The organism is Bradyrhizobium sp. SZCCHNR3119 (assembly GCF_032487775.1).
Classification (GTDB): Bacteria; Pseudomonadota; Alphaproteobacteria; order Rhizobiales; family Xanthobacteraceae; genus Bradyrhizobium.
On the sequence record NZ_JAUEUV010000002.1, the window covers coordinates 880,136 to 903,578 of the forward strand.

Genomic DNA, 23,443 nt, shown 5'->3' on the forward strand with positions numbered 1-23,443 from the left:
CCGCTCCGCGCTGGTGTCTAGCGCTTGAACATTTTCTGGATCTCCGCTTCCGGCAACGTCGACGTCACCCAGAAGGAGTCATTGAGATCCGGCCGGTAGTAGGATTTCAGATTGGCATTGTCGATTGGCGCCGGCGAAGAATAATAGGATTTGTGCAGCGACTTACCCTCGAGAAGAGCAACCGCCGCCCTCAGCACGGCCGGGCCTAGTCCCGGCGTGAAGATCGGGGAAACGGCCTCGACCTTTGCATCTGTCCACGCGCGCAAGAAGCCGTTATTGGCTTCCCCCGTCATTGGGACCAGGGGCTTGCCGGCCTCCTTGAATACGTCGATGCAGGCTCGCGTCATATCCGCGCCCGAGAACCAAATGCCATCGACAGGCTGACCGGACAGCACGAGGTTCTCGCAAAGCTGCTTGCCCTTGGTATAATTCCAGTCGCCGTAAACCTCGGTGCCGATCTTGAGGTTCGTTCCCTCGATGGCCTTGCGAAATCCATTGTAGCGCAAGATCTCCTCGCCGACGCCGGCAACGCCGCGAAACGCCCAGATCGTCCCCTTGCCGCCCAGCTTCTGGACCAGAAATTTACCTCCGACCTCGCCGAAGCGTTCTCCTCCGCCCATGATCTCGACCGTCGAAGCCAATTCACCATTGCTGCTGCCGAAGTTGATCACTGGAATGCCCGCTGCTACCGCAGCATCAACCTGCTTCTTGACGAGAGGCGGCGCGAGGGGAGCAACGATCAACACGTCAACTTTTTGAGCGATCAAGTCCTCCATGTCGGCGACCTGCTTGGCCGGTTGCCAGTTCGCCTCGGTAAAGATGAATTGCTTGATGTTCGGGTTGTGCGCCGCCTCGTATTTCGTTTCCTCAGCCATCTGGACGATCCAGGTGTTGCCGACGCCTGGAAACGACATGCCGATCTTCCACGGCCCGTCCTTCTTGAATTTCCCGGGCGGAGTCATGTCCGGCGAGGTCGCTTCGAGCAAGTTCGGCGGCAGCAGCTGCACCTCATCCTGTGCAAGTGCTGGGACTGGCGACGCCGCGACCGTTCCGAGAAGCAGCAGAAGTCCTGACATCCGCGCGATGTGCGTCATTCGTCCCCCCTTTTTATTCAGCGACAATTTGATCTTCAGCGACGCGTCAGTGGCGCGAGCTATTTTCGTATCGCCTTTCATTCGAAAGAAACACGCCGCGAATCGAAAATCAAGACGCTTGGCTCATGGCGGAGGTCAGAACCCGCTTGCGCCGTTGTCGCGCCGCATGCGGCTCGAGCCGCGATGCCTTCTTGAGAATCTTGCTTGAAGAATCTTGGTTGCGCCGCAACACCGCATCCTGCACCTTTTCAGGCTCCCGCCGATACGTTTGCAACAGTTGAGGGCAACCTTTTCGTCCGGCGATATCCAGTCCGGCTAAATCGCGAGAAGCCGCAAGGTGAGCAGCCCCTCCAGCCGCAGAGGCGCAGCTCTTGCGAGTTCGCTCGCAATCGAATGGTGGACGCTGCGGTTGCGGTCATGTCACACAGCGGCATCGAACGGATTTTCGATGCGCTGATCAGCCAAAGCCATGCTGCGGCCTTGCGCCGAGTCACATTCGGTGGCTTCTCATGCACATGATGTGCGCCACCCGCTTGATCGTCTTGGGCGGCAACGGCTTCACCCGCGGCGGCCGGGCCGCGTCCTTAACAGCCCCTCGCCTCTTGGGCGTGCAGCGCGCCGACCGCGCGGTCATCGTTTGATGGACGCGGATCAGGTTCGGGCAGCGATCTTGTCGCAGGGCTTCGTGCGCGCCGGCGACAGACTGATCTACCCGGCTTCGGACGGCAAATGAGAGAGCAAGATACAGGATTGCGTGATCGCTCTGCTCCTCGCAATGACGAACCACTGAATTCGCATCGCGGTGGATCTTGCGGTTGATGGCGTGGACCGAACTGCGCTAACTGATTTGGCTCGTTTGTCCAGCCTCTCGCATCAAAATATTCTTATTTCGTTTTTTCAGAATTCATGCTCTTATCTTGCCGTCCCGCCTCGACACGAGGGGCGTATCGCGATCGTCACGACACGCGGGGTGGGATGCGGTGGGCGTGCCGGGTTGACCGTGATCTTCACGTGGACGAACGACCTGACACGCACGGCGAAATCGTGTGGTCCTGGCATCCCGGTGCTGGTGTCAAGCTGCGTGGAAGATGATCCGCGAGGCGACGGGGGCAATCAAGCCGGTCCCCGAGGAGAGCGCGTATAAGCCGTAAAGCCATCCGCGCAGGGAAGGCCGGTTGTAGCGGCCCACCTGTGGTGACTGCCGCCTGCTTTTCTTCTGCAGGCGGGCCATGGGTGCTGGCCTTGCATCCGGCCTTCCCTGCGCCCTCGATATCGAGAGCGTGTAGCCATTGAACATCACTCGGGCATTCGTGCCGCGAGAACGCGGAATCGTATCTGCTGGCTGGCAACGTTCAACTGGGCGCCCCCTGTGATCGAAGAAGGCGGATTGCGTTGATTGCTGCTGGCGTTGGGTGATCAAGAAACGACCTTGCAGCGCGACGATGCAACCTGCATGAAGCTCATTCGGTCGCTGGTGAATAGAGGGCATGGTCGTGGACAAACTGACCTTGGAGGGATCCGGCGGGGCCGCGTCCGAGGCATTGGACGTGCCGGCGGCGAGGCGAGGCGGCCGTTCCCTTCCCTATCTGGCCGGGCTGATCGCCGTCCTGTTCTGGGGCGCCACGCCGGCCGCCACCGTGCTGGTTGCGCGCGAGATGTCCTCGTCGCTGATCGGACCGTCGCGACTGCTGATGGCGGCGGCCTTTCTCGTACCGATTGTTCTCGTCTGTCGGCCACCGTTCCCGACCGACAAAGGAGCCTGGATTGCCCTCGCCGTCAACGGCGTGATCGGGTTCGGCGGCTCATTCTTCCTGCAGGGCCTCGGCTTTTCACGAACCTCGACGTCGCATGCGGCCCTCATCCTGGCTTGTGCGCCGGTGATCACCGCACTGATCCAACATCTGCTCTTGCGCTCGTTTCCACGGCCGCTTTGGCTGGTCGGAAGCGCGATCGCCTTGTGCGGCGAGGCGCTGCTGATCCTCATGCGTTTCAATGGGGACGTCGGCAGCAGCGGAACCATGCTCGGCGACCTCATCGTTCTCCTGGGAACGGTCACGGTGAGCATCGGCTATCTGGCCGGCGCGAGATTATCGGCTCGCATCGGGCTGTTCGGCGCCACTGCATGGTCGATCATCTTCGGCGCGGTTTTCATGCTGCCCCTGTCGCGATCCCTCGCGCAGCCGCTCGCGGCTTTGACGGCCTTGGCCGGCGGTTCGCTGCTGTTCCTGGCGGTGTTCTGCACGCTGATCGGTTTCGCGGCCTGGTTCTGGGCCCTGCAGCGCGGCGGCGTGTCGGCGATCGCGCCTCTCCAGTTCGCCCAGCCGATCGTATCGCTGGTAATCGCGACGATGTTTCTCGGCGAGCATTTTTCGCTGGCGATGCTGGTGTCGGTCGGGCTTGTGCTCGCGGGTGTCTATATCTGCCGGCGATCGGTGATGGCGAAGGGCTGACCGGATACATGGTCCGCAAGCCCCGATCTCGCAAGAAGCGCTGGACCGCCCTGCTCCGCCGGATCAGACGCGGCGCGCGCTGGACGCGGCGGAGGCTGAGCGCAACGCCGCGGCCGGTCCGGATCGCGGGGCTCGCCGTGATCCTGCTCGCGGCGTTCTTTCTGGTGAACATCATGTATCAGGTGATCCGCAAGCCGAGCGAGCTGTTCGTCTTTGTCGGCCACCGGCTCGACAAGGAGCCGCCCGAGACCTGGCGGCAGTATGGATCGCTGTTTCGCGCCTACGCCACCGCCACGATCACGCCCGAACTGCTGGCTGCACTGGCGCAGACCGAGAGCTCCGGCAATCCTGTGACGCGCACCTATTGGCGCTGGCAGCTCGCGCTCAATCCGTTCAGCGTCTACAAGCCGGCTTCCAGCGCGGTCGGCCTGTTCCAGATGACCGACGCCGCCTTTGCGGAATCCGCGCGCTATTGCATCCGCGACCACGCCGTCACCGACGATGGCTGCGGCTCGCTTCTCCCCTACATCCGCGCGCTGCCGCGCCATGCGGTCGAACTGACGGCGATCTATCTCGACCGTCAGGTCGCCGCCGTGCTCGCCCGCGCATCCGACGCAAAGCCGAACGCGCTCCAGCGGCAGGATCTCGCCGCCTTGATCCATCTGTGCGGCGCCGGCCCTGCCGCCGCCTTCATGCGCCGCGGCTTTCGACCGGCCGACGGCGAGCGTTGCGGCGATCACCTCGCTGCCGGCTATCTCGCCCGGGTCAATGCGATGAAGCGGGAGTTCAAACGCCTTGCGGCCGAGGAGAGAGATTAGCGGTGCTTCAACACGACGCGAGCGGCGCGTCTTAACCATCATCCTTAACGCATTGGCAACATCTTGGCTCGCATTTTCACCGTCTCATTCAGCAAGGAGACACCATGTCAGACATCGGCATTCCCGGCGGCCGGATCAGGTCTTTCGTCGAACGGATCGAAAATCTGGACGCCGAACTGCAGGAGATCAGCGAGCAGAAGAAGGAGGTCTTTGCTGAAGCCAAGGGCGAAGGTTTCGACGTCAAAATCCTCAAAGAGATCATCAAGCTCAGGAAGCAGGACCAGGAGGAGCGCGACGAGCACGAGACGCTGCTCGACATGTATCTGCGTGCGATGGAATCCGCCGAAAGCGAACCCACCGCCAAGGCTGCTTGAGACCCGTATCCACGCGCTTGGTCACGCGACGGGCGCGCACCTCGCGATGGACACATCGGGGGAACAACAACTGAGCCAGGCGGTATCCGCCGCCTTGCTGCCGCCGCTCGTCGAGCCGGGCACTCACATCGGCTCCATCATGGGAATGCTGCGACATGAAGACAACAAGGCTGACCGAAGTCCTGAAACGCATCGAGGCATGGCCGGCGGACGCTCAGGACGACCTGGCCGAGTTCGTGCTCGTGCTCGACGCCGGGGTCAAGAGGGCCAATACCAGCCGCACGCGCAGCGATTGGCCGGCATCGCTCGCGGCCTGTGCGCCGTCACCGAAGGCACCGACCCAGAGGGTGTAGGATCGGTTGAGCGACCGGCAAGTCCATCACATCGAAATCGGCCGCCGCCACTCACCGCGGCCAGTGGCGATAATAGGCGCCGAAGCCCGGGCTGCACCAGAAGCTCGGATAGCCGGCATAGGCGCTTGCCCAGGGCGGATGATCGCCGGAGCCGGCCTCGTCATCGGCGTTGCGCCAGGCATACGGGCCCCAGCGCCAGCCGCTATGCCAGCCTGGCCCGTGGCGCCAGCCGACGAATTGCACCGGCACGGCAGCGATGAGCCGAGCGCCGGCCGAAAGCGCCGCCACCGGCGCAGCCGATGCCGGCGCAATTGCACTTGCCGCCACGACGCCGGCGACACACAGCGCGCCTGCGACATCCAAGATCCGCATGGCCAGCTCCTCTCGCACTTTCCGTTACGCTTGCCGTTGCGCCTTCCGGCGGAGACGCTGGCCTCCGCCGTGATGCTGAACGTGCGCCTATTTCTCGTCTTCCAACGTGACCGCCACGGCGCCAATCGCCGAGAGCCGCACCTTGTCGCCTTCCACGTCGGCGACCAGACCCTTGTCGATGTAGTGATGATGACCCTGGTGGCTGCCCTGGCCGCTGTCCTTCCGGGTCAACTTGATGCGATTGCCTTCGACGCGGTCCACGGTGCCGACGTGCACGCCGTCGGCGCCGATCACATCCATGTGCTCCCTGATCTCCTTCATAGCCAGCCTCCTCTGCGGCAAATCGCGCGGCGCGATGCGGGGCCATCGCAATCGCGCGGTACGCCGCCTCTTGGTGAAAGATGCATCTTTCAACCGGCTGTCGTACCCGACGTTCCCGACGCCCGCCGCACGCACGCATCAATTGATTTTGCTTCAAATGATCTTGCTCAAGTTGATAGCGATTCACCTGAGCCTCGCCACCCGTCTGGCTCGGTACGCAGGCCGGCGCGAGCAGCAACTGCCAATCACTCGCATCAATGGAGACGGCAGCTTCACTCCTTGGGGCGACGCGCGACGCCGCGCTTGACTTCCCCGGCTCCGCTCCTATCGGTTTGCCTCACTGCAACAGATGAGGTCACCATGGACGCGATGACATGCCCGCAATGCCGATCCGAACACGCCTATCAGGACGGCGCGCTGTGGGTCTGCCCGGAATGCGGCCATGAATGGAGCGGCGAAGCCGGCGCGGCGGCCGAGGCCGCGGACGATGCGAGCATTCGCGATGCCAACGGCAACGTACTGGCCGATGGCGACAGCGTCATCGTGATCAAGGATCTGAAGGTCAAGGGTTCGTCCTCGGTGGTCAAAGGCGGCACCAAGGTGCGCAACATCCGGTTGCAGGAAGCAAGCGACGGCCACAACATCGCCTGCAAGATCGACGGCATCGGCCAGATGAATTTGAAATCCGAGTTCGTCCGCAAGGCCTGAGCGCACGCTGCGCCAGGATGAGATGCGAGGAGACCATGAACGGCAATCGCACCTACGGCATCCGCATCGAGGGCGCCAAATACGGCGTCGGATTCGGCTCGGCGCTGGCCATCGCGATCTCCTACACCAACAATCATTCCATCCTGTGGGCGATCATCCACGGCATTCTCGGCTGGCTCTACGTGATCTATGTGGCGCTGTTCCGCTGAGCCGCGCACCCACATGCTCCGCACACCAGCAAAAAATGGCTCCCTTTCGGGGAGCCATTTCAATCGATCCCTGCTCGATCGGTATCCTGCAATTCGTTAGTCGTCCCAATCGTGATAGTGGTGACGCCGGATGATCACGGTCCGATCGGCGTCGCGATCGTACCAGCCGCGGTGGAAGCCGCGATCGTGGTAGTAGACCCGCGGGCCATAGTCGCGGCCGTAATAATGGTCGCGGTCCACGCCGACGCGGACCCCGACCCCCTCGGCGCTGGCGATGGTCGGCGCTGCTACGGCGATGGTCGCAAGCGCTGCGAAAACGTAGGAAAGTTTCTGCATGTCCTCTCTCCTCTCGTTACCCTGGGGAGAAAACGAAGCCACCAGAACGCCGTTCCGGTTTCGGCGGCGAAACTTTCTTGAACAGCCATTCAGTCTGTTCCCAACTTAGCAAGCCGAGCCCCGCGTGCGTGCTGACCGAGCTCAGCTCATTCAATGTGCAAAGCTCGATGCTGCCTCGCCCAGGAGAACGCAGGCGCCTGCTAGGCCAAGCGGCGCCGCGCCTGGGGATATTGCGGGCCCATGCTGGTGATTCAGCTCCTCAAGTCGACTGAGGCGAGCAAGCGCGGAACCCTTCGGACTGCCCACGATCGAATGGCAGAAGGCGCCCGTAGAATCACGGCCGGGATTCACCACTTGGCATGAACCCTGCTTTCGTAAATCCAACCGGGTTCACTCTTTGAAGGCAGGAATACCGTGCTGGTCACTCTCGTCGCACTGCTCTGCAATGGCCAAGTCTGCATGGAGAAAGTGGTCACCAACAGCGAGATGTCAGGAATCACGATGACCTCGTGTGCCGTGAACGCGCAGATCGGCATCGCCGACTGGCTCTCCAAAGGGCCGTATCAAGCCTGGCATTTGCAGAGCTACAAATGCATCGCCGGCAAATATACGCCGAAGAGCAGCGCGTAGGACGCTGACGTCAGGGTTGACCGAGCTGTCGGCTCCGCAACGCGGGCCTCGTCATTTCCAGGACAAACTGCGCGCAGATCGGGCCCAAACAGCCGCTCTTCGAGGCAATCGCGATGGAAATTGACTTGGCCCGGTTTCTGCAGAGTGGTCGCGTCCAACAGGAGACGCGGCATGCCGCTCTATAGCTTCCATTGCGCCAAATGCGCCGACGACATCGAGTTGCTGATCGGAGTGGCGGAAACACCGGTTTGCCCGACCTGCGGCGGCAAGAAACTGACCCGGCTGCCGTCGCTGGTGGCAGCTCCTGGGAAGAGTGCGGGCATCATAAAGGCGGCACGCGCCCAGGCGGCGCGCGAAGGGCATTTGAGCAATTTCAGCCGCAGCGAGCGCAAACGCTGAGGCGCTTGCGCTCGGTTGAGCCAATCTCGCCGATCGCTCACACCAGTGGCATTCCGATCCGGCCGAGGCCGGGAAACTTCAGCGCCGGCCTGCGGAGATCGACGCCGAGCACGCCGCCGAAAAAGTTCAGTTCGAGGCCTTCGATCCAGCCGACGGTGAGCCCAAGATAACCGCCCAGCGAAGCGAACACGCCCGTGCCGGATGGGGTGAGGCCCCACCAGCCCGCGACCGGAAAATCCTTGCCAATGGCCGTCGGTGGCAACACCGCCTTGAGCTCCGGGACCGCGTTGAGCGAGGCCTGCACGAAGGTGTTGGAGTTCGGCCCGGGCCAGGCATTGTAGTCGCCATAGGCCCGAAACCTGTAGCTCTCGATCACGCTGCGGATCCTGGGAATGACGTCCCGAGCCGCTTCGCCGTCGACCGCGAGCACCACCTCAGGCACCGCGCCGAACCAGCGGCCATCGGGTGCGAAGCCGTCGACCCGGATCGGTTCGCCCCAGGCCGTGTAGTCGTAGCGCGTGTAGCGCGGCGCCCCTTTTTCCTTCACCACGATCCAGGTGTGGACGGCGAAGATGCCGCGCCAGCGTACCGTGCGCGCGGCGAAGACGCGGACCACAGCATCCGGTTGCGCAGACGGAGGCGGCAACAGCCCTGCGCTCGAACGCTCCGCGGCTTGCCAACTGCCACGCCGGTCGTCGCGCAGGTAATTTACGGCCGATACGGAGATCGGCACGACGAGGAGCAGCAGAAAGACCAGCACGAGCTTCTTCAATGGGCAACGGATCGGGCGAGACGTTAGCGAGGACCTTGGAGGTAGTCATTGAGGCCATGTTGCCAGTCCACCACACGCATGGAAAGACGCCGGGCACGAGGCCGGGCATCCCGCAGTCGCCCTCAATCAATGCGGCTCAATGCGGATGGCCGGGTCCGCCGCCTCGCGGGCCACCTACGCTGCCGATATGGGGTGCAACCCCCAGGGCCGCGCCGCCGCCGATGCGCGGCACGCCACCGATCTGAGGAACTCCACCGATCGGAGCACGCGGAGCATTGATCTGGGCGCGAGCCGCCAGCGGAGCCGCGCTTGGTCGCGCGATGTTGGGCTGCGCAAAATGCGGCGTGACCGTCGGGCGAACGATCGGGCCGGGCGCGAAGCGCGCGCCGAGAGGCGTCCCCGGCTGTACACCGCCGAATTGCTGCGGAGCGACCCGATGCCCGATGCCCACGGTGCCTCCTGCTCCATACCCGCGCTGCGCAAAGCCGCCCGGCGGGAACGGATGCGCTCCGGGACCAGCGACGTTCGGCTGAGGCGTCACGCCTGCCCCCGTCTGTCCGGCGAAATCAGGATGCTGGCGCGGTCCATATGCCACCAATGGCGGATGATGATGCCAGTAGCGGTTCCAATAGGAATGGCGGTGATACCAGGGTCGACCGATATAATAGCTGCCCCAGTAGCTCGGCACGACAAACGGCACGATCGGCACGTCATCGACGTAGTCGGGCAGATAGACGTATTGCCGTCCGTAGAGGTAGGCGAGTGAAGTCGCGGCGACCCAACCGCGCTCGCCAGCATAGCTCACGTCGCACCAGGCGCCGCCGCGGATGCAGCCATGGATGTTCACGCGAGCGCCGGCGGGGATGCGATCGACAGCAGGGAATCCGGTGCCGGGTCCGGCGCGCAGAGTGACCATGTTGCGCACGACGCCCGGCGCCGCGATTGCGGAGACCGGCGCGGTCGCCAACAACGCAGCCGCGATCCATGTCCTGAGTGTCATGATGATAGCCTCCTATTTGAAGAAGGAACCCAGGAACGAACTCGCCGTTCCGTGCACGCAATGTCGCACCGGAAGCAGCCGAAATAGCGGCCGAAATGAAGGCTAATGCGGCTCGCCGTTGCCGGACAGGATCTGCGCGGCGCCGCCGAGACCTCGCCGGAATGCTTCATCGAAAGTGACCCCACCGAAGCGCCACCGGTGCGACTGACCATTGAGGTCCAGACGCCACTCGGTGCTCCAGCCGAGCGCATTGTCGTCCCAACTAAGCTGCCCGATGAGGATCGCCTCTGCGCCGCGCCGGGTCAGCGCTGGCGCAAAATCCGCGGGAGCAGCGGCGGCGAGGCCGGTCGGCTCGCTCCTTGCTTGCGACAAGGCTGCATCGTCCGGTAACACGATCGTAAGGCCGCGCTTGACTGCCGCCGCAGCCAACGCCTCGCGCTGCAGCTCCGACTGACGGCCATCGGACATCACGACATAGCTGCGCCCGCCCGGCACCATGACGACGCCGACGCCGAGCACCGGACGATGCGAGAGCCAGGGCTTGAGCCCGAAGGTTGCAAGCAGATCGTCGATCTTCGCTTTGTCGAAATCGACGATGAGATCAAACGGGCGGTCGCGGGTGCCCTGCTCGTCGCGCTTCGGCGTGCCCGACATCTGATCGTGATAGTCGAAGCCGGTCACGAATTCGGCGGCGTGCGCCTTGTAGGACAAAAGTCGAGGATCTCCGGCGAGCTGCAGCCCGCCGGAGACCTTGATCAGCACGTCCTCGAGGCAGGCGGCAAAGCCGACGCCGCGGTTCGGCTCGCCCTGGCCAGTGACGATGGTTTGGGCGCGATAGAGTTCATCGGCGTGTGCCGATTGCGAAAGCACCAGCAATGCGGTGATCAGCTGGATGGCGAGGATGAACGTCACGCCGCGACGCACCGATTCCGTCGCCTCATTGGCTGATCGCCGCGACATCATCTCCGCTCGACGTCCGTTCGCTCCCCACGTGATCGAACGCATCGCTACCGCTGCCCCTCGGTTGGATCGAACTATTTCTGCCGATCGAGCTTGGTGATCGTCTTGCTGCCACCGTTGTCGGAGGTCGCAAAGGTCACGCGATCGCCGGCATGGACGTTCTCGACCATCGCATTGTCCTTGATCTTGAATTCCTCCGCGGCGCCGGAGCCGTTGGCGCCCACGGTCCCGGTTTGAATGCGTTGAATCGAGATCGTGCCGTTCAGCCGGTTGATCCCGGTCACCAGGCCGGTCGCACCTTGCTCGGCAGCGATTGCCGGCACACCGATCGCGACAGCCGCGATCCCTGCCAGAATTATCGTTGCTGCTCTCATCGGCCTTCTCCTGACTGTTGATCCCGGGAACAAGACGCCGCGAATCCATTGGTTCCCGGGAACCTGCATTTCAATACTCTGCAAACGCGGCAGTATGACGAATGCCGATCGGATGAAGACTTCCGTTTCACTCATACGATCGCGCAATCTCTCCTTTGCGCAATTGCTAATGACATTCCGACTCGCAAGTCAGACGTCAGCACCTCCAACTATCTAGTTTATCGTCAGAAGCGAACAAGCATCGTCGCGGCACTTACGCACACACAATCACATCAAGAGCGCCTCGCGATGCGTGGCACCGCCGGCGGCAAGCCTCCATTCATCATTGCGTCACAAAGCGCCTTGACAGCGCACCGCCAGAGGAGGAGCATCGATTTCGTTAGTGCTTCGATTGCAGTCACATAAGCGACAGCAACCGCAACACTGACAACCGCAACAGCAAAGGGAGGTTTGATGACGCCCCCTCCGTATCAGATCCGCTGAGTGCGTCGGTATTCCTTCGGACCTGCGCATAGCGGCAAAAACCACGAACGGCACGCCGGGTCGAGGATTAGTGGGCCGCATCAGTGAGGCATGGCCCCTACCCGCCCGGCGCTGTGCCGTTTGAAGCGTGACATCCCAGTTCTTGATGCGGCAGCCGTCGAAGACTCCATTGCGGCGATCGAGCGCAGTCCGCACCATCATGCAACGATCCTGACGCAACGGCGATTGCGCCAAATTGATTGTTGATGTCGGAAAACCGGTTTGAAACGATGATTGCCGGTCTCGTCATCGCGCGGCGGGCGCCTTCAATGCCGCCCGCCGCGGCGAGAACCTGCCGCTACTTACTGTAATCGTAGAAGCCCTTGCCGGTCTTACGACCGAGCTGGCCTGCGGCCACCATTTCCTTCAGCAGCGGCGCGGGGCGATATTTCGGGTCGTTGAAGCCATTGTAGAACACTTCCATCACCGACAGCATCGTGTCGAGGCCGATGAGATCTGCAAGAGCAAGCGGGCCGATCGGGTGATTGCAACCGAGCTTCATGCCTTCGTCGATGTCTTCGGCCGTTGCGATGCCTTCCGAGAAGGCGAAGATAGCTTCGTTGATCATCGGGCAGAGAATGCGATTGACCGCAAAGCCCGGGCTGTTCCTGGCGGTGATCGCAACCTTACCGATCCGCTTGGCGAAGGCTTCGGCTATGGCAAGCGTCGCATCCGAGGTCTGCAGGCCGCGGATCAGCTCAAGCAGCGCCATCATCGGCACCGGATTGAAGAAGTGCATGCCGATGAAACGGTCCGGCCGGTCCGTCGCGGTCGCCAGCTTGGTGATCGAGATCGACGAGGTGTTGGTCGCGATCAACGCCTCCGGCTTCAAGATCGCACAAACGTCCTTGAGGATCTTGAGCTTCAGCTCCTCATTCTCGGTCGCAGCTTCGATGACGAGATCGCATGCGGAAAGCTTGCTCCTGTCGGTGGTGGCGGTGATGCGCGAGAGCGCCGCCTCCTTGTCGGCCGCCGTCAGCTTGTCCTTTTTCAAGAGCCGATCGAGGCTTGAGCTGACGGCAGAAAGCCCGCGCTGGACTGCTGCATCTGAAATGTCGATCATGATCACGGGTACGCCGGCGACAGCGCAGACCTGCGCGATGCCGTTGCCCATGGTGCCCGCTCCGATGATACCAACCGTCCCAATCATGCTCGTACCCTCTTCGTCTTTTTCGTCTTCGTCCTGCGCCAAGGTCTTGCGCTAAAGTCCTGCACCAAGGTCCTGCGCCAAGCGCGATGCAGGCTGCTTAGCAGGCAATCCCCGCAACCGATAGGTCCCGTATCCGGGCTGTCAAGCCGCACCGCTGACGCGTGGCGGGCTGGTCGCGGCGACAGCATGGAAAGCGTCGCGAATCGCCGTCAGCAGGGCTTGCACGCGTGCGAGGCTGGCGCGCGTCGCCGGCACCAGCGCCTTGACCCAGAGATCCGGAATCGGAATCTCAGGCAGCACTTCGACCAGCTCGCCCGTGCGCAACGGCACGGCAACCGCCGCCCGGGACACCACCGCGATCCCGCTGCCGGCGCGTAGCGCATCGATCAGAAGCGCGTTGTTGTTGCTGACAAAGCGTGGGCGCACCGCGACCGTGATCACGCCGGTCTTGCCTTCGAAGGTCCACACCGGTCCCATCGGCGTAAACACAAGGCAATCGTGGTTGACGAGATCACGGACGTGATGCGGAGAGCCTCGCCGGGCCAAGTATGAGGGAGAGGCGCAGAGCACGCGCGGAAACGCAAGCAACGGCTCCTCGAGCACGCCGTGGAAGGACGATGGCATCATCGTCAGCACGATATCGAATCCTTCCTCCACCGGATTCACGGTCCGATCGACCAGAACGGCCTCCAGTGTGACGCGCGGATATTCGATCTGAAACGAGGACAGGATTTCAGCAAGCTCGATGGCCATCGGCGAAGCCGGTGCCTTGATCCGCACCTGTCCCTCAAGCTCCTGTGGCGATCGCATGATGCCTGCGACCATCTCGTCATATTCGCGCACGATGGCGCGGATAACCTCGAGATAGCGCTCGCCGACTTCGGTGAGTTGCAGGCGCCGGGTGCTCCGTCGCAGGAGTGTGCAGCGCAGCGACCATTCGAGCTGCCCGACCCGCTTGGTCAAGACCGATGGTGCAATCCCGAGCTGCCGGCCGGCCTCGGAGAAGCTCCCGGCACGGACCGTCGCCACAAAAGCCTTCATATTCAAAAGGCTATCAGTCATTTCATCCAATCAGGAAAAGATATCACGCCAAAATAGCCTATTCTCCCTCGATCTCGAAGCAAATAGCCTTCTCCTGCAAACTGCTTTGGCAGCGGGCGCGACCGTCGGTTGCGCTTCGCGATCGGTCGCTCCGCCCAGAACCGCCGATCAGTTGCCGACGTGGTTTGCAGCAAGCCGTCAAAAACAAAACAACGGCCATGGGGAAGGAACGACAATGAGCGCATCCGCAATCATTGATGTCAGCGCTGTGATCGAGCGCCAGCGCCGCAATGGCCTGGTGCTGACCGTCATGATGCTGTCGACGGCCATGATGTTTCTCGATGGATACGACCTGCATGCAATGGCGTTTGCCGCGCCCGCGATTATCCGCAACTGGGGTATCGACAAGGGATCGCTGGGCATCGTTTTCAGTGCCGGCGTGTTCGGTATCCTCGTCGGCGGTCTCGTCTTCGGCTATCTCGGCGACCGCATTGGCCGCCGCCCGTCGATCGTGGCCGCGACGATCACCTTCGGCGGCTTCAGCCTGCTGACCGTCTGGGCCGGCGATCTGCCTGCGCTGATCGCGCTCCGGTTCCTCGCAGGCCTCGGCATCGGCGGCCTCGCGCCTTTGTGCTATTCCCTCAACCTCGAATATGTTCCGGCCAAATATCGCGGCACGGTCGTTGCGATCATCATGCTGGGCTATGTCGCCGGAGGCAGCGCCGGCGGCGTGATCGCGGCCTGGCTGGTGCCGCATCTCGGCTGGCAGATCGTGTTCTGGATCGGAGGCGTGCTGCCCTTGGCCGCGGCCGCGCTCTGTTTCTTCACCCTTCCCGAGTCGATCAAATTCCTGGTCGTGCACGGCAGGCGGCCAGACGAAGTCGCCCGCATCCTCAACCGGATCGAACGTGATCTTGGGGCCCAACCGCGCGCGCGCTTCATCATCGACGAGGAGCAGCAGCCCGGCCAGTCGGGCCGCGGCCTGAGTTCGAAGCTCGCCGCCTTGTTTGATGGGCAACTCGCGCTGATCACCCCCCTGTTGTGGCTGGCCTACATCGCAAGCTCGATGACGATGTTCTTCCTCGGCAGCGATCCCGCGCTTCTTCGCCTTGGCATAGAGCTCCTGCCGCGTCGCTCCGCCCGAGCTCCGCGTGCGCGATCGCGCGGCTTTCTGTCCCTGTGCGATCGGCTTGCGCGCATTGCGTCCGCGCATCGCCGGCGTGCTTTCGCGACGTCCCCTGGCGCCGACCCAAGACTTGCCTTCGCGCTCCTGCTGTGCGGTGCGCCCTTCTGCTTCCTTGCGCTCGGTGCGCTGCAGATTGCGCTTGTTTCGGCGAGGGCTCTCATAGTTGGATGCCCCCGCCTCCTCCAACGCGATGGCGATCGCCTGCCGCCGGTTCTTGACCTTGCCGCCGCGGCCGCTTCGCAGTTCGCCGTGCTTGAACTCATGCATCACCCGACCGGTGATGCGCCTTTGCCGTGCAGATTCCTTTACCATCGCAACTCTCCCGTCATGGCGCAGAAACACGTCGACGCAGGTCAGTGTTCCCTGCTGCTAGTTGATGTCATGCTGAACAGCACCAACGGTTTCGAACCAGCGAGAGGGCAGCGGACGCAAAAAGTTCCACCGCTACAATCATTTTTTGATCCGCATGCCATAACGTGCGTTAGCGACTGCCCAGCGGCATGGTTGGACACTGTCGGTCACAGATGATGGAGACCGTGCAGATGACCACAACGACGATCACGCGCAATCGGCGCAAGCAAGCGATGTCTTTCGACCACCGCCTGCGGCAGGTCGCAATCGACGCGCGCGAGGCGGCACGAGTGCTGCCCGAAGGAGAGGAACGGAACACACTCCTGAAAAAGGCACTTCAGGCGGAAACGGCTGCGCACATCAATGCATGGCTGGGCTTGCCCAATCTGCGCGGACGGTCGGGCTAAGCGTCCGACCTGGTGAGTTCGGCCGGAACCGCAACCAACCTGATCGCTTGAGAGTGAGGAGAGCTCGGTACAATCAAGAGCGGACCATGGCGCGCATTCTCATCGGCACGTCGGGCTGGCACTATGTCTCCTGGCGCGGGGTGTTCTTCCCCAAGGAATTGCTGATCAAGCATCAGCTTGCCTATTATGCGAGCCAGTTTCAGACGGCCGAGCTGAACGGCGTGTTCTACCGCACCCCGACCGAAAATGCGGTGCGCAGTTGGCGCGAGCAGACCGGTCCGGATTTCGTCTTTGCCTGGAAGGCCTCCAAATTCATCACGCATTGGAAGCGCCTGTCGGACCGCTCCGTGAACAGCCTGGAACTGATGGAGAGCCGGCTTGCGCTGCTCGGCGACAAGGCCGGCCCGGTGCTGTTTCAGTTGCCGCCGCAGTTCGAGGCCGATCCCGAACGTCTCGGCGCCTTCTTCAAGCTGCTGTCGAACAAACGCCGCTACAGTTTCGAGTTCCGGCATCCGAGCTGGTACTGCCCGCGCATCATGCGCATGCTCGCGGACGAGAACATCTCGCTCTGCCTGTCCGACCATCACGACGCGCCGGCGCCGTGGAAGCGCACCGCCGATTTCGTCTATGTGCGCGGGCACGGGCCCAGCGGGGATTACAAGGACAACTATCCGCCCGCCGCGCTCGGCGCCTGGGCGAAGCGCATCCGCTCGTGGAAGGCCCAGGGCTGCGATGTCTTCGTCTATTTCGACAACGACCAGAAGAGCGCAGCGCCCGCCGATGCCCTGAAGCTGCGCGGTCTGCTCGAACCGGGAATGCGCGCCCCGCACACACGTCGTGCCGCATAGCTCGCCGATCCGGCGCCCCGTCCGGCCCGAGGGGCCGACATCGCCTGACGGGCGCCTACAGATCGTGCTGCGCCGCGGGTCGGCGGCAAGGAGCAAGCGATTTTCGGTTGGCAAGGTCCATCTGGCATTGCAAAATAACGCTGGACGGTGCCCGGGCGAACGCAAAGCGGTCCCAGATTTACCAAGCAATTGCCTTGGTTTGGACAAATCCGGCTGGACTGTGGGGCGTGGCAGGGATGGTCCAGCAATGCGCCCCGGCAAGGTTGGGACGCCGGCGCGCTGGCTGACGTTGGAATTGAACTTCGAGCTGGAAGTGAACGGCGCCGCCGCAGACCATGCTGGCGCGAGGACAACCGGTACCAGTTTGCGTCGACGCCGCCTGTAAGGCTTTATGATACACGCAAAGGCCGCAACCCTGCTGATGCGGGCGGCCAAAGAGGACGGATCGCCAATGCTTTCCACGCCACCTGTCGCCGACCCCAATCAGCAACCTAAGGGTGTGATCGATCCGGAGATCATTCTGGCCGCTCGGGCCGACCGCGTAGCAGCTCCTCAAGGCGCGGACGCCGCGCGGCGCTCCGAACGCCAGGGGCCGCGGCCGGCCGACATTCCCGTTCCGGCGGTCGATACCAGCCTGCGCGTCGCCGACACCGGCGCGGAGGACGAACCGGCCGAACGCACCTCGATCGCCACCTGGGCGGTCCGGACCGTGGTGGCCATCCTGTTTGCGGTCGTCAGCGCCGTCGGGGCCGCGGCTTGGCAGACCTACGGCGACCAGGCGCAGGAGATGGCCGCGCGCTGGATTCCGCATATCTCGCTGTCGTCGACCTTTACAGGGAAAACACCTGCCGAGCCCACCCAGGCAAGTACCGACAGCCCAACGAAGGATAGTCAAAGCACGACCGCTGACGCTGCGCCGGCGCAGCCCACCCCGGCCGCTGCGTCCGCGCCCACTGCAACGGCAGCAGCCGTGCCCCCCTCGGATCAGACCCAGCTGCTGCAGTCCATGGCCCATGACCTTGCGGCGATGGGGCAGCAGATCACCGATCTCAAAGCCAGCATTGCCCAGCTCAAGACCGGGCAGGACCAGATGGCGCGCGAGATCGCGCGCCTGTCGGAGAAGGCGGAGCGCACCAGCGAGGCGAGATCGTTCGATCCCAGGGCGATCGAGCAGACGCTGCGTCCGCGACCTGCGCCGCGGCCAGCGACCGCTGCGACAGGCGCCGCCCCTGCTGCAGCCCCCGTACATCGGCCGCGACCCGCTGCGCCGCCCGCACAGAGCGTCTCGGCCCCGCCGACCGGGGCTGCGCCGATGCCGCTGCAATCGGCTCCTGCCCCGCAGGCGACAGCCGATTCCGACGGCAATAGCGTGGTGCGGCCGCCGATGCCGGTGCGTTAACGCGGCGAATTTGAAGCTCTGATCGATTTCTTCGTGCGCTCTTTGCCGCAACCGTCGGCTGTCGCCAACAGGCGGCCGCAGCGGACGCTGCGAAATGCTTGAAGGCACGCGGGTGTTCACGTTATGGAACTACACCTGCAAGCGCAGCCCGCGATCGAGGCCCCGTTCGCCGCAAGGCTGTCGATAGCAAAGCATTGGCGAGGAGCCCATGAGCCTGACCGACCCGACCGTCCTGAGTGCGTCTGAGCTTGCCGAGCGCATCGCACTCCTGCGCGACAATATCCGCCAGATCACTGAGCAGGCAGCATCTCAATCGGGAGCCGCCGACGAGGAGCGCAATGCCGACCGCCTCGCGCAGCAGAGTGATGAACTCGATCTGCTGCTCAAGGAGCAGGAACGCCGTCTGAACAAATAGGCGGCAGCATTCCCGGGAGGGAGCACGACGGCGGTTTTGCTGCAGCGCGCTCGGTGTTGATCACGACTCATTGGCGCGCTAGCCTTGGAAAAAACAGCGGGAGGTTTCCAAGGATGCGTTATGTGTTGTCGATGGCGGCGTTGCTGATGATCGCGGCGCCGGCACAGGCCGAGCCCCGGTCCACCTATGTGACTTTCGTGCTGCAGGCCTTTGCCGCCAAGGTCGAGTGCCCTGGCACCGAGCTGGTCTACCAGGACCTCGTGCAGAAGGCGCAGGAGATGCACATGCCCGATGGCACCACTGAACAGGTGCGCAAGGCCATCGCCTATTTGCATACCGGCGGCAAGATGGGTGAGCGCCAGGACGATACGCTGATGTCCGAGGTGGCGCTGGCGACCCAAACGACCGATCTGGACCAGCGCCGGCTCGGCATGACCGCATGGTGCGCAGACCAGAAGACGCGTCTGGCCGGCTTTATCCGAGCGAAGAACTAGTTGCTGCGGGTAGCCATCCTCGCCCTCACTCACACGTGACGGGGCCGGGGCCGGCAAGCGATCGAACCGTTGGAGATCTCTGCTAGGCAGGAACGCGCCGTCTTGCGCATTGCATCACGGCGCCCCCTGATAAGGAGACCTGCCATGCGCATGGAAACCGCCTTTCTGTTCGATCTCGACGGCACGCTGGTCGACAGCGTCTACCAGCACGTCCTCGCCTGGAAGCGCGCACTCGACGCCGAGAACATCGAGCTCTCGGTGTGGCGCATCCACCGCAAGATCGGCATGAGCGGCGGCCTCTTCACCAACCAGCTGCTCCGCGAGACCGGGGTAGCCATCGAGCCGGATCGGATCGAACGGCTGCGGCGGGCCCATGCCGAGGCCTATCGGCAACTTGGCGACAAGGTGCGGCCCCTGCCCGGTGCGCGCGAACTGCTCACATTCCTCACCGATTCCAACATTCCCTGGGCGATCGCGACCAGCGGTCGCATGGAAACCGCAGCGATCAATCTCGCGGCGCTGGGCGTCGATCCGCACCAATGCCCCGTGGTGACCCGTGACCAGGTGCGCTACGCCAAGCCCGATCCCGACCTGTTCCTGGCCGCGGCGGCACGCCTCGACGTGGCGATCGAACGCTGCATCGTCGTCGGCGACAGCATCTGGGACATGCTCGCAGCCACCCGCTGCCGCGCGCTCGGGGTCGGCCTGCTCAGCGGCGGCTATGGCTCGGAAGAGCTGCGGCAATCCGGGGCCATTCGCGTCTACGAGGACCCGGCCGATCTGCTCGGCCATATCGACGAAGTCGGCGGCAGGCGCTAACGCCCTGACCTGAGGCCGAAGGCGCGGCGGGCTCGCGACTCAGGTCTGCGGCCCCGACAGCGAGATCTCGCGCTCGGCGCGAAACACGTTGGCATAGAGGTTGGCGATCCACTGCCGTCCGGTCGAGGTCATGTTGAGGTAGCGGATCTCGGTCTGGATATGCGGGGCAACGCTGTTCCAGTAGAACTGAGGATAACGATCCACGATATCGGCGGGCGACTCGTAACCGAGCTGCCGGTTGATCCCAACCTCCTCGAACTCGTGATAGAGCGCGTTGGCCTTGCGGATGTAGTTGGGGTCGCCAAGCTGTCCGATCAGGTCTGCGGCGCGCACGATCGACTGCTCCTCGTCGAACTGCTGCCCGGCCAGGGGCGGAAAGCGTGTGCCCTCGATCGCGCGCGCGATGCGCTCCTTGTCGAGCGGCGCCACACCTTCGATCCGCTTCATGACGTACAGCTTGGAACGGTCGACGTGGTACGGCATCAGCCCCGCATCCGAGGAGCCGCGCGGCAGCCGGACCTTGCGGCCGGGCTCGTCCATCACGTAGCCGTCCTCGTCATCGTCCGCGAACAAGCCGCGGACATAGCCTATGTCGTGCAACAGGCAGGCGATGATGACATGCGCATAGTCGTCCGCGGTGAAATGGCTATGCAGCGCACGTCCGCGCAGGATCTCATGTCCGGCGAGCGTCACCAGAAGCGTATGCTCGACGTTGTGATAGAGCGCATCGCTGTTGCCGATGCATTCGAGAGCTATCCGCGCCGCGGCCGGCACGACCTCGGAGAGTTGCGTGTTCGACGAACCGAAACGACGCCGCATATAGGAGCCGAGAAACTGCTCCAATGCCGTGGCCGCGAGCTCCGGTAACGTCATCATTGGGTATTGCCCCGCTTCAGCCAGCCTGACGCGTTCGCTCCCGCCCCTTCGTCCACCGCCTACGGAACATAGCCGAGATTGGTCCCTCCGGCCACAACCTGGATGATGCCGCCGGGAGTCTACGGAGATCTCGTTGCTAAAAGAGCTAACGGCCGGTCACCGGGTTAGCGGATGCAACGGCTGGTCCGGGTAGCCCCGCCGGCTGCGGCTTTGTGCCGCTGGCACTTGGGGGAGAGCCCCGAGACATTCCCGAGCGAATGGCGCTTGCGCCATTGAGACCCCCGGCAAGCGCCGTCATGCCACCAGCAGCAGCACGGGCGCGCCGCAGCGCTCAAGCCAGTCTTCAGGCGACGTCGGCCTGCGGCGCGGCCTGCCCGGCGACAGCCAACGCGTCCAGATCAACCAGGGCTGGATCGTCCGCGCCCGGTTCGACCTGCTGCTGCCCGCTGCCATGGACATGCATCAGCGTTTGCACCCGCCGTGCGTTGAGATAATCGACATGCTGATGCTGCAGCGCCGCCGTGAGCAACGTCTTGGGCAATGCCGCCATCGTGAAGGCCGCCACGCGCCGGACCTCCTCGCCTTCTCGCCAGCTGAGCGGGCTCAGCGTATAGACCATCTGCCGGTCGCTCTCGGGCGGCGGAAGCTGCTTGGTCTCGGGTGGCGCCAGCAAGGCGACGTTGGCATTGCCGACGCGCGTGCGCACCGCGGCCGAGCGCAATTCCCAACAGATCAGTTCGGCCGCGGCCAGCACTTCCCGCCTGATCTCGTCCACGTCAGCCGCAAAGCGCGTCGCCTCGCTCAGCCCCGCCTTGCTGCGGGTGACGGCGTCGATCAGCGCGGCGGCCCCGATCTCGAACCGCGGCACGGCCTGCTCGATCGCCCCCGCCACCGCTTCGATCTCGTTCGCGGCCCGGTCGCGATCGCGCTGCGCGATCGCATCGGCCAGCGCGCGCTCGGCGAGCACGATCTGCTCGTCGCAATCGGCCACTGCGGCGCGCAGCGCTTTCGCCTTGTCCTCGACCACCTGCATCTTGGCCTCGGCGCGATCGAGTTGGCCATTGCTCGCGCCTGCCTTGGCCAGCCGTTCGGCCACGAGGCGCTTTTCGTCCAGCGCCTTCTCGGCCAGGAGCAACCGCTCCTTCAGCTTGTGGCGCGCCGCGTGCTTGTCCTTCAACGCTCGCTCGAAAATCTCGACCGGGCTGAGCTCACGCCTGAAAAAGACCATCGAATATCCCTTTGGCGACATCTCGCCGCGATCGCGTCAGGCCGCGGCGAATCCGCTGCCGAATCATTTCGGTGGGATTCTTGCGTTGAAATTGGGTCGGAAACCAGGATGAGATTGCCAGAGACGCTCGATCATCGCCCTTGACGGTGGAGAACGCGCCACGCCGAACCTCGGCCGAGGCAGAATGTTCCGCCTCGGCTCGCGTCATGCGGTCCTACGTCCAGACCTCGTTGCTAACTTTGGTGCGGCCCCCGCATCATCTTCATGGCATCTGCGATGTGGCGCCATTCCTTGGCCTCGTCGGCCTCGCCTTTGCTCTCACAGGCTTGTGCCTGCTGCGCTGCCTGCGCGATCGCCTGAGGGCCGTGCTGTTCCATCATTCGCCGCGCGATTGTATGGATTTGCGTTTCCGACATCATGGCGCTGCTCCATAGTTACAACAGCAGCGATTCGGCTGTTGATCGCTTCTAACTGGCAGACGCGAGATCAGGTTCCCTTCCGTCGCGACATCCCGAATCGGTTCCGCTGATGGTATGCGGTCCGTAATTCACCTTACGTGGTGGCACCGAATTTCGCTGATCGCACGGCGCTGCTAATTCTGCACTGATGATTCGCTTGGCGAGCAGGAGACGGATATGGCGCAGGTCTTCTTCCATTGCTCCAATGACGACGAGGTCCTGATTGATCGGCAGGGAGCTGCTGTCCTCGATCTCACCGAGGCGCGCGATCACGCCGCGCGCGTGATGCGCTCTCTGATCACGACCGAAGGCGACGAAGATTGGCGTGAATGGGTGGTTCACGTCTCCGACGATCTCGGCGAGGAAATTTTCGCAGTTCCCTTCGCCTCGGTGCTCGGCCGCATGCAGTGAGGCCGCCATGCTGACCCGCTCGCCATTGGCTCATCGCTTGCACATTCTGACCGCACGCTGGCAGAAGCTGGTCGCGCTGGCGCGGGACCCTTACCGGCCGGAACGCCACTACATGCGCGGGCCGGGCCCGAAATGGCGCGCGAAGCACGGCACCGAGACGGGCGCCGGCTGCTAGCCCCACACTGGGCGCTTTTCGAACCCTCGATCCTGCACTCTTCTCGCCACATTTCTGCGTATTGCTCGCCGCCGATAAGGACGGGGAGACTTTCATGATCATGAGCGGGATGCGGATGATGGCCGCAGCGACACTGGCGCTTGCACTGACGGCGCCGGTCGCGATGGCGGATGAGCACCGCGGCGGTGACGCCGCGCTCGGCGCTCTGTCCGGAGCCGTGGTGTTCGGTCCCGTCGGCGCGGTCGCGGGTGCCGTGGTCGGTTATACCGCAGGCCCGTCGATTGCCCGCTCCTGGGGTTTCCGCCGCTCGCATGCCAGCAGGCAGCAGCCACGGCGACCAGCGCGCGAGGCGCGCGCCGAGGCCCGCACAGAGGCTCCAGTGTCCGCTCCGGTCGCAGCAGCTCGGCCGCCGGTCGCCGCAGCCCCCTCGGCCGCTCCGGCTCAGGCTCAGGGCCCGAGCGCGCCACCGGTGCAGACCTTCGAATAGACTGCG

Annotated in this window: 31 protein-coding genes and 2 pseudogenes; 19 read left to right on the plus strand and 14 right to left on the minus strand. The window is 63.6% G+C overall.

The genetic code is table 11. The features are described 5' to 3' along the window. Positions 1–17 precede the first annotated feature (17 nt). Complete coding sequence (locus tag QX034_RS31345; RefSeq protein WP_315703640.1) at positions 18–1,175, minus strand: ABC transporter substrate-binding protein; 1,158 nt, start codon at positions 1,173–1,175, stop codon at positions 18–20. A gap of 1,406 nt (positions 1,176–2,581) precedes the next feature. Between QX034_RS31345 and QX034_RS31350 the strand changes: the two genes are divergently transcribed. The 4 genes from QX034_RS31350 to QX034_RS31365 all read left to right on the plus strand — a co-directional run bounded on the left by QX034_RS31350 (position 2,582) and on the right by QX034_RS31365 (position 5,089). Further along, the gene (locus QX034_RS31350; RefSeq protein ID WP_315703638.1) at positions 2,582–3,544 is read left to right on the plus strand and encodes a DMT family transporter; all 963 of its coding nucleotides are present in this window, start codon (positions 2,582–2,584) and stop codon (positions 3,542–3,544) included. Positions 3,545–3,552: 8 nt separating this feature from the next. Further along, positions 3,553–4,362 carry a transglycosylase SLT domain-containing protein gene (locus QX034_RS31355; RefSeq protein WP_315703637.1) on the plus strand — a complete coding sequence of 270 codons (810 nt, stop codon included), beginning with the start codon at positions 3,553–3,555 and terminating at the stop codon, positions 4,360–4,362. 104 nt (positions 4,363–4,466) lie between these two features. Beyond that, positions 4,467–4,736: a DUF2312 domain-containing protein gene (locus QX034_RS31360; RefSeq protein WP_315703636.1), complete on the plus strand. Its 270-nt coding sequence runs from the start codon at positions 4,467–4,469 to the stop codon at positions 4,734–4,736. Between the two features lie 155 nt (positions 4,737–4,891). Then, the gene (locus QX034_RS31365; protein WP_315703635.1) at positions 4,892–5,089 is read left to right on the plus strand and encodes a hypothetical protein; all 198 of its coding nucleotides are present in this window, start codon (positions 4,892–4,894) and stop codon (positions 5,087–5,089) included. A gap of 51 nt (positions 5,090–5,140) precedes the next feature. Here the strand turns inward: QX034_RS31365 and QX034_RS31370 are convergent, their stop codons facing one another. Both QX034_RS31370 and QX034_RS31375 read right to left on the minus strand, forming a co-directional pair. Beyond that, complete coding sequence (locus QX034_RS31370; RefSeq protein WP_316196250.1) at positions 5,141–5,461, minus strand: hypothetical protein; 321 nt, start codon at positions 5,459–5,461, stop codon at positions 5,141–5,143. 87 nt (positions 5,462–5,548) lie between these two features. Continuing rightward, positions 5,549–5,782 carry a DUF2171 domain-containing protein gene (locus QX034_RS31375; RefSeq protein ID WP_315703633.1) on the minus strand — a complete coding sequence of 78 codons (234 nt, stop codon included), beginning with the start codon at positions 5,780–5,782 and terminating at the stop codon, positions 5,549–5,551. Between QX034_RS31375 and QX034_RS31380 the strand changes: the two genes are divergently transcribed. The 3 genes from QX034_RS31380 to QX034_RS31390 are packed head-to-tail and all read left to right on the plus strand — an operon-like array spanning position 5,760 to position 6,699. Beyond that, positions 5,760–6,089 (plus strand): hypothetical protein, encoded by a 330-nt coding sequence (locus QX034_RS31380; RefSeq protein ID WP_315703632.1) that lies wholly within the window; start codon positions 5,760–5,762, stop codon positions 6,087–6,089. The genes QX034_RS31375 and QX034_RS31380 overlap by 23 nt on opposite strands. 53 nt (positions 6,090–6,142) lie before the next feature. Further along, positions 6,143–6,490, plus strand: a complete 348-nt coding sequence (locus QX034_RS31385) for a zinc ribbon domain-containing protein YjdM (RefSeq protein WP_315703631.1) — start codon at positions 6,143–6,145, stop codon at positions 6,488–6,490. Positions 6,491–6,525: 35 nt separating this feature from the next. Continuing rightward, the gene (locus tag QX034_RS31390) at positions 6,526–6,699 is read left to right on the plus strand and encodes a hypothetical protein (RefSeq protein ID WP_315703630.1); all 174 of its coding nucleotides are present in this window, start codon (positions 6,526–6,528) and stop codon (positions 6,697–6,699) included. A gap of 96 nt (positions 6,700–6,795) precedes the next feature. Here QX034_RS31390 and QX034_RS31395 read toward each other — a convergent pair whose 3' ends face one another. Continuing rightward, positions 6,796–7,035 carry a hypothetical protein gene (locus QX034_RS31395; protein ID WP_315703629.1) on the minus strand — a complete coding sequence of 80 codons (240 nt, stop codon included), beginning with the start codon at positions 7,033–7,035 and terminating at the stop codon, positions 6,796–6,798. A gap of 414 nt (positions 7,036–7,449) precedes the next feature. Between QX034_RS31395 and QX034_RS31400 the strand changes: the two genes are divergently transcribed. Together QX034_RS31400 and QX034_RS31405 are read left to right on the plus strand one after the other, a co-directional pair. Next, entirely contained in the window at positions 7,450–7,665 is a 216-nt protein-coding gene (locus QX034_RS31400) for a hypothetical protein (protein WP_315703628.1), read from the plus strand. 171 nt (positions 7,666–7,836) lie between these two features. Further along, positions 7,837–8,064 carry a zinc ribbon domain-containing protein gene (locus QX034_RS31405; RefSeq protein WP_315703627.1) on the plus strand — a complete coding sequence of 76 codons (228 nt, stop codon included), beginning with the start codon at positions 7,837–7,839 and terminating at the stop codon, positions 8,062–8,064. A 37-nt stretch (positions 8,065–8,101) separates the two neighbouring features. On the opposite strand, the gene QX034_RS31410 is transcribed toward QX034_RS31405, so the two are convergent. The 6 genes from QX034_RS31410 to QX034_RS31435 form a co-directional block, all read right to left on the minus strand. Next, positions 8,102–8,824, minus strand: coding sequence for a DUF3750 domain-containing protein (locus tag QX034_RS31410; RefSeq protein WP_315703626.1), 723 nt, complete (start codon positions 8,822–8,824; stop codon positions 8,102–8,104). A gap of 148 nt (positions 8,825–8,972) precedes the next feature. Then, on the minus strand, positions 8,973–9,836 hold the full coding sequence (locus QX034_RS31415; protein WP_316196251.1) for an SH3 domain-containing protein: 864 nt from the start codon (positions 9,834–9,836) through the stop codon (positions 8,973–8,975). Between the two features lie 102 nt (positions 9,837–9,938). After that, positions 9,939–10,796, minus strand: a complete 858-nt coding sequence (locus QX034_RS31420; RefSeq protein WP_315703624.1) for a DUF2066 domain-containing protein — start codon at positions 10,794–10,796, stop codon at positions 9,939–9,941. A gap of 74 nt (positions 10,797–10,870) precedes the next feature. Continuing rightward, a complete protein-coding gene (locus QX034_RS31425) occupies positions 10,871–11,170 on the minus strand; it encodes a copper-binding protein (protein WP_315703623.1) in 300 nt (99 codons plus the stop codon). Positions 11,171–11,990: 820 nt separating this feature from the next. Then, positions 11,991–12,842: a 3-hydroxybutyryl-CoA dehydrogenase gene (locus tag QX034_RS31430; RefSeq protein ID WP_315703622.1), complete on the minus strand. Its 852-nt coding sequence runs from the start codon at positions 12,840–12,842 to the stop codon at positions 11,991–11,993. Positions 12,843–12,983: 141 nt separating this feature from the next. Continuing rightward, positions 12,984–13,904 (minus strand): LysR family transcriptional regulator, encoded by a 921-nt coding sequence (locus tag QX034_RS31435; protein ID WP_316196252.1) that lies wholly within the window; start codon positions 13,902–13,904, stop codon positions 12,984–12,986. Positions 13,905–14,214: 310 nt separating this feature from the next. Here QX034_RS31435 and QX034_RS31440 point away from each other — a divergent pair. Continuing rightward, positions 14,215–14,952, plus strand: a pseudogene (locus QX034_RS31440) (MFS transporter); the annotation flags it as partial. Between the two features lie 333 nt (positions 14,953–15,285). On the opposite strand, the pseudogene QX034_RS31445 reads toward QX034_RS31440, so the two are convergent. After that, positions 15,286–15,381, minus strand: a pseudogene (locus QX034_RS31445) (DUF6496 domain-containing protein); the annotation flags it as partial. A gap of 230 nt (positions 15,382–15,611) precedes the next feature. Here QX034_RS31445 and QX034_RS31450 point away from each other — a divergent pair. The 6 genes from QX034_RS31450 (at position 15,612) to QX034_RS31475 (ending at position 19,802) form a co-directional block, all read left to right on the plus strand. Beyond that, on the plus strand, positions 15,612–15,827 hold the full coding sequence (locus QX034_RS31450; RefSeq protein ID WP_315703614.1) for a hypothetical protein: 216 nt from the start codon (positions 15,612–15,614) through the stop codon (positions 15,825–15,827). An 86-nt stretch (positions 15,828–15,913) separates the two neighbouring features. After that, positions 15,914–16,675, plus strand: coding sequence for a DUF72 domain-containing protein (locus QX034_RS31455; protein ID WP_315729178.1), 762 nt, complete (start codon positions 15,914–15,916; stop codon positions 16,673–16,675). A 451-nt stretch (positions 16,676–17,126) separates the two neighbouring features. Next, on the plus strand, positions 17,127–18,074 hold the full coding sequence (locus QX034_RS31460) for a hypothetical protein (RefSeq protein ID WP_315703612.1): 948 nt from the start codon (positions 17,127–17,129) through the stop codon (positions 18,072–18,074). 208 nt (positions 18,075–18,282) lie between these two features. Continuing rightward, a complete protein-coding gene (locus QX034_RS31465) occupies positions 18,283–18,489 on the plus strand; it encodes a hypothetical protein (RefSeq protein ID WP_315703611.1) in 207 nt (68 codons plus the stop codon). Between the two features lie 113 nt (positions 18,490–18,602). Then, on the plus strand, positions 18,603–18,983 hold the full coding sequence (locus QX034_RS31470) for a hypothetical protein (protein ID WP_315703610.1): 381 nt from the start codon (positions 18,603–18,605) through the stop codon (positions 18,981–18,983). Between the two features lie 144 nt (positions 18,984–19,127). After that, on the plus strand, positions 19,128–19,802 hold the full coding sequence (locus QX034_RS31475; protein ID WP_315703609.1) for an HAD family hydrolase: 675 nt from the start codon (positions 19,128–19,130) through the stop codon (positions 19,800–19,802). A gap of 39 nt (positions 19,803–19,841) precedes the next feature. Here QX034_RS31475 and QX034_RS31480 read toward each other — a convergent pair whose 3' ends face one another. From QX034_RS31480 to QX034_RS31490, 3 genes are all read right to left on the minus strand, one after another. After that, entirely contained in the window at positions 19,842–20,678 is an 837-nt protein-coding gene (locus tag QX034_RS31480; RefSeq protein WP_315703608.1) for an HD domain-containing protein, read from the minus strand. A gap of 343 nt (positions 20,679–21,021) precedes the next feature. Then, a complete protein-coding gene (locus QX034_RS31485) occupies positions 21,022–21,906 on the minus strand; it encodes a hypothetical protein (protein WP_315729177.1) in 885 nt (294 codons plus the stop codon). A 233-nt stretch (positions 21,907–22,139) separates the two neighbouring features. Beyond that, positions 22,140–22,325 (minus strand): hypothetical protein, encoded by a 186-nt coding sequence (locus QX034_RS31490; protein ID WP_315703606.1) that lies wholly within the window; start codon positions 22,323–22,325, stop codon positions 22,140–22,142. Positions 22,326–22,541: 216 nt separating this feature from the next. Here QX034_RS31490 and QX034_RS31495 point away from each other — a divergent pair, with 216 nt between their 5' ends. The 3 genes from QX034_RS31495 to QX034_RS31505 all read left to right on the plus strand — a co-directional run bounded on the left by QX034_RS31495 (position 22,542) and on the right by QX034_RS31505 (position 23,437). After that, on the plus strand, positions 22,542–22,775 hold the full coding sequence (locus tag QX034_RS31495; protein WP_315703605.1) for a DUF6894 family protein: 234 nt from the start codon (positions 22,542–22,544) through the stop codon (positions 22,773–22,775). A gap of 7 nt (positions 22,776–22,782) precedes the next feature. Continuing rightward, on the plus strand, positions 22,783–22,950 hold the full coding sequence (locus QX034_RS31500; RefSeq protein ID WP_315765588.1) for a hypothetical protein: 168 nt from the start codon (positions 22,783–22,785) through the stop codon (positions 22,948–22,950). A 94-nt stretch (positions 22,951–23,044) separates the two neighbouring features. Then, positions 23,045–23,437 (plus strand): hypothetical protein, encoded by a 393-nt coding sequence (locus QX034_RS31505; protein ID WP_409977703.1) that lies wholly within the window; start codon positions 23,045–23,047, stop codon positions 23,435–23,437. Positions 23,438–23,443: the final 6 nt, after the last annotated feature.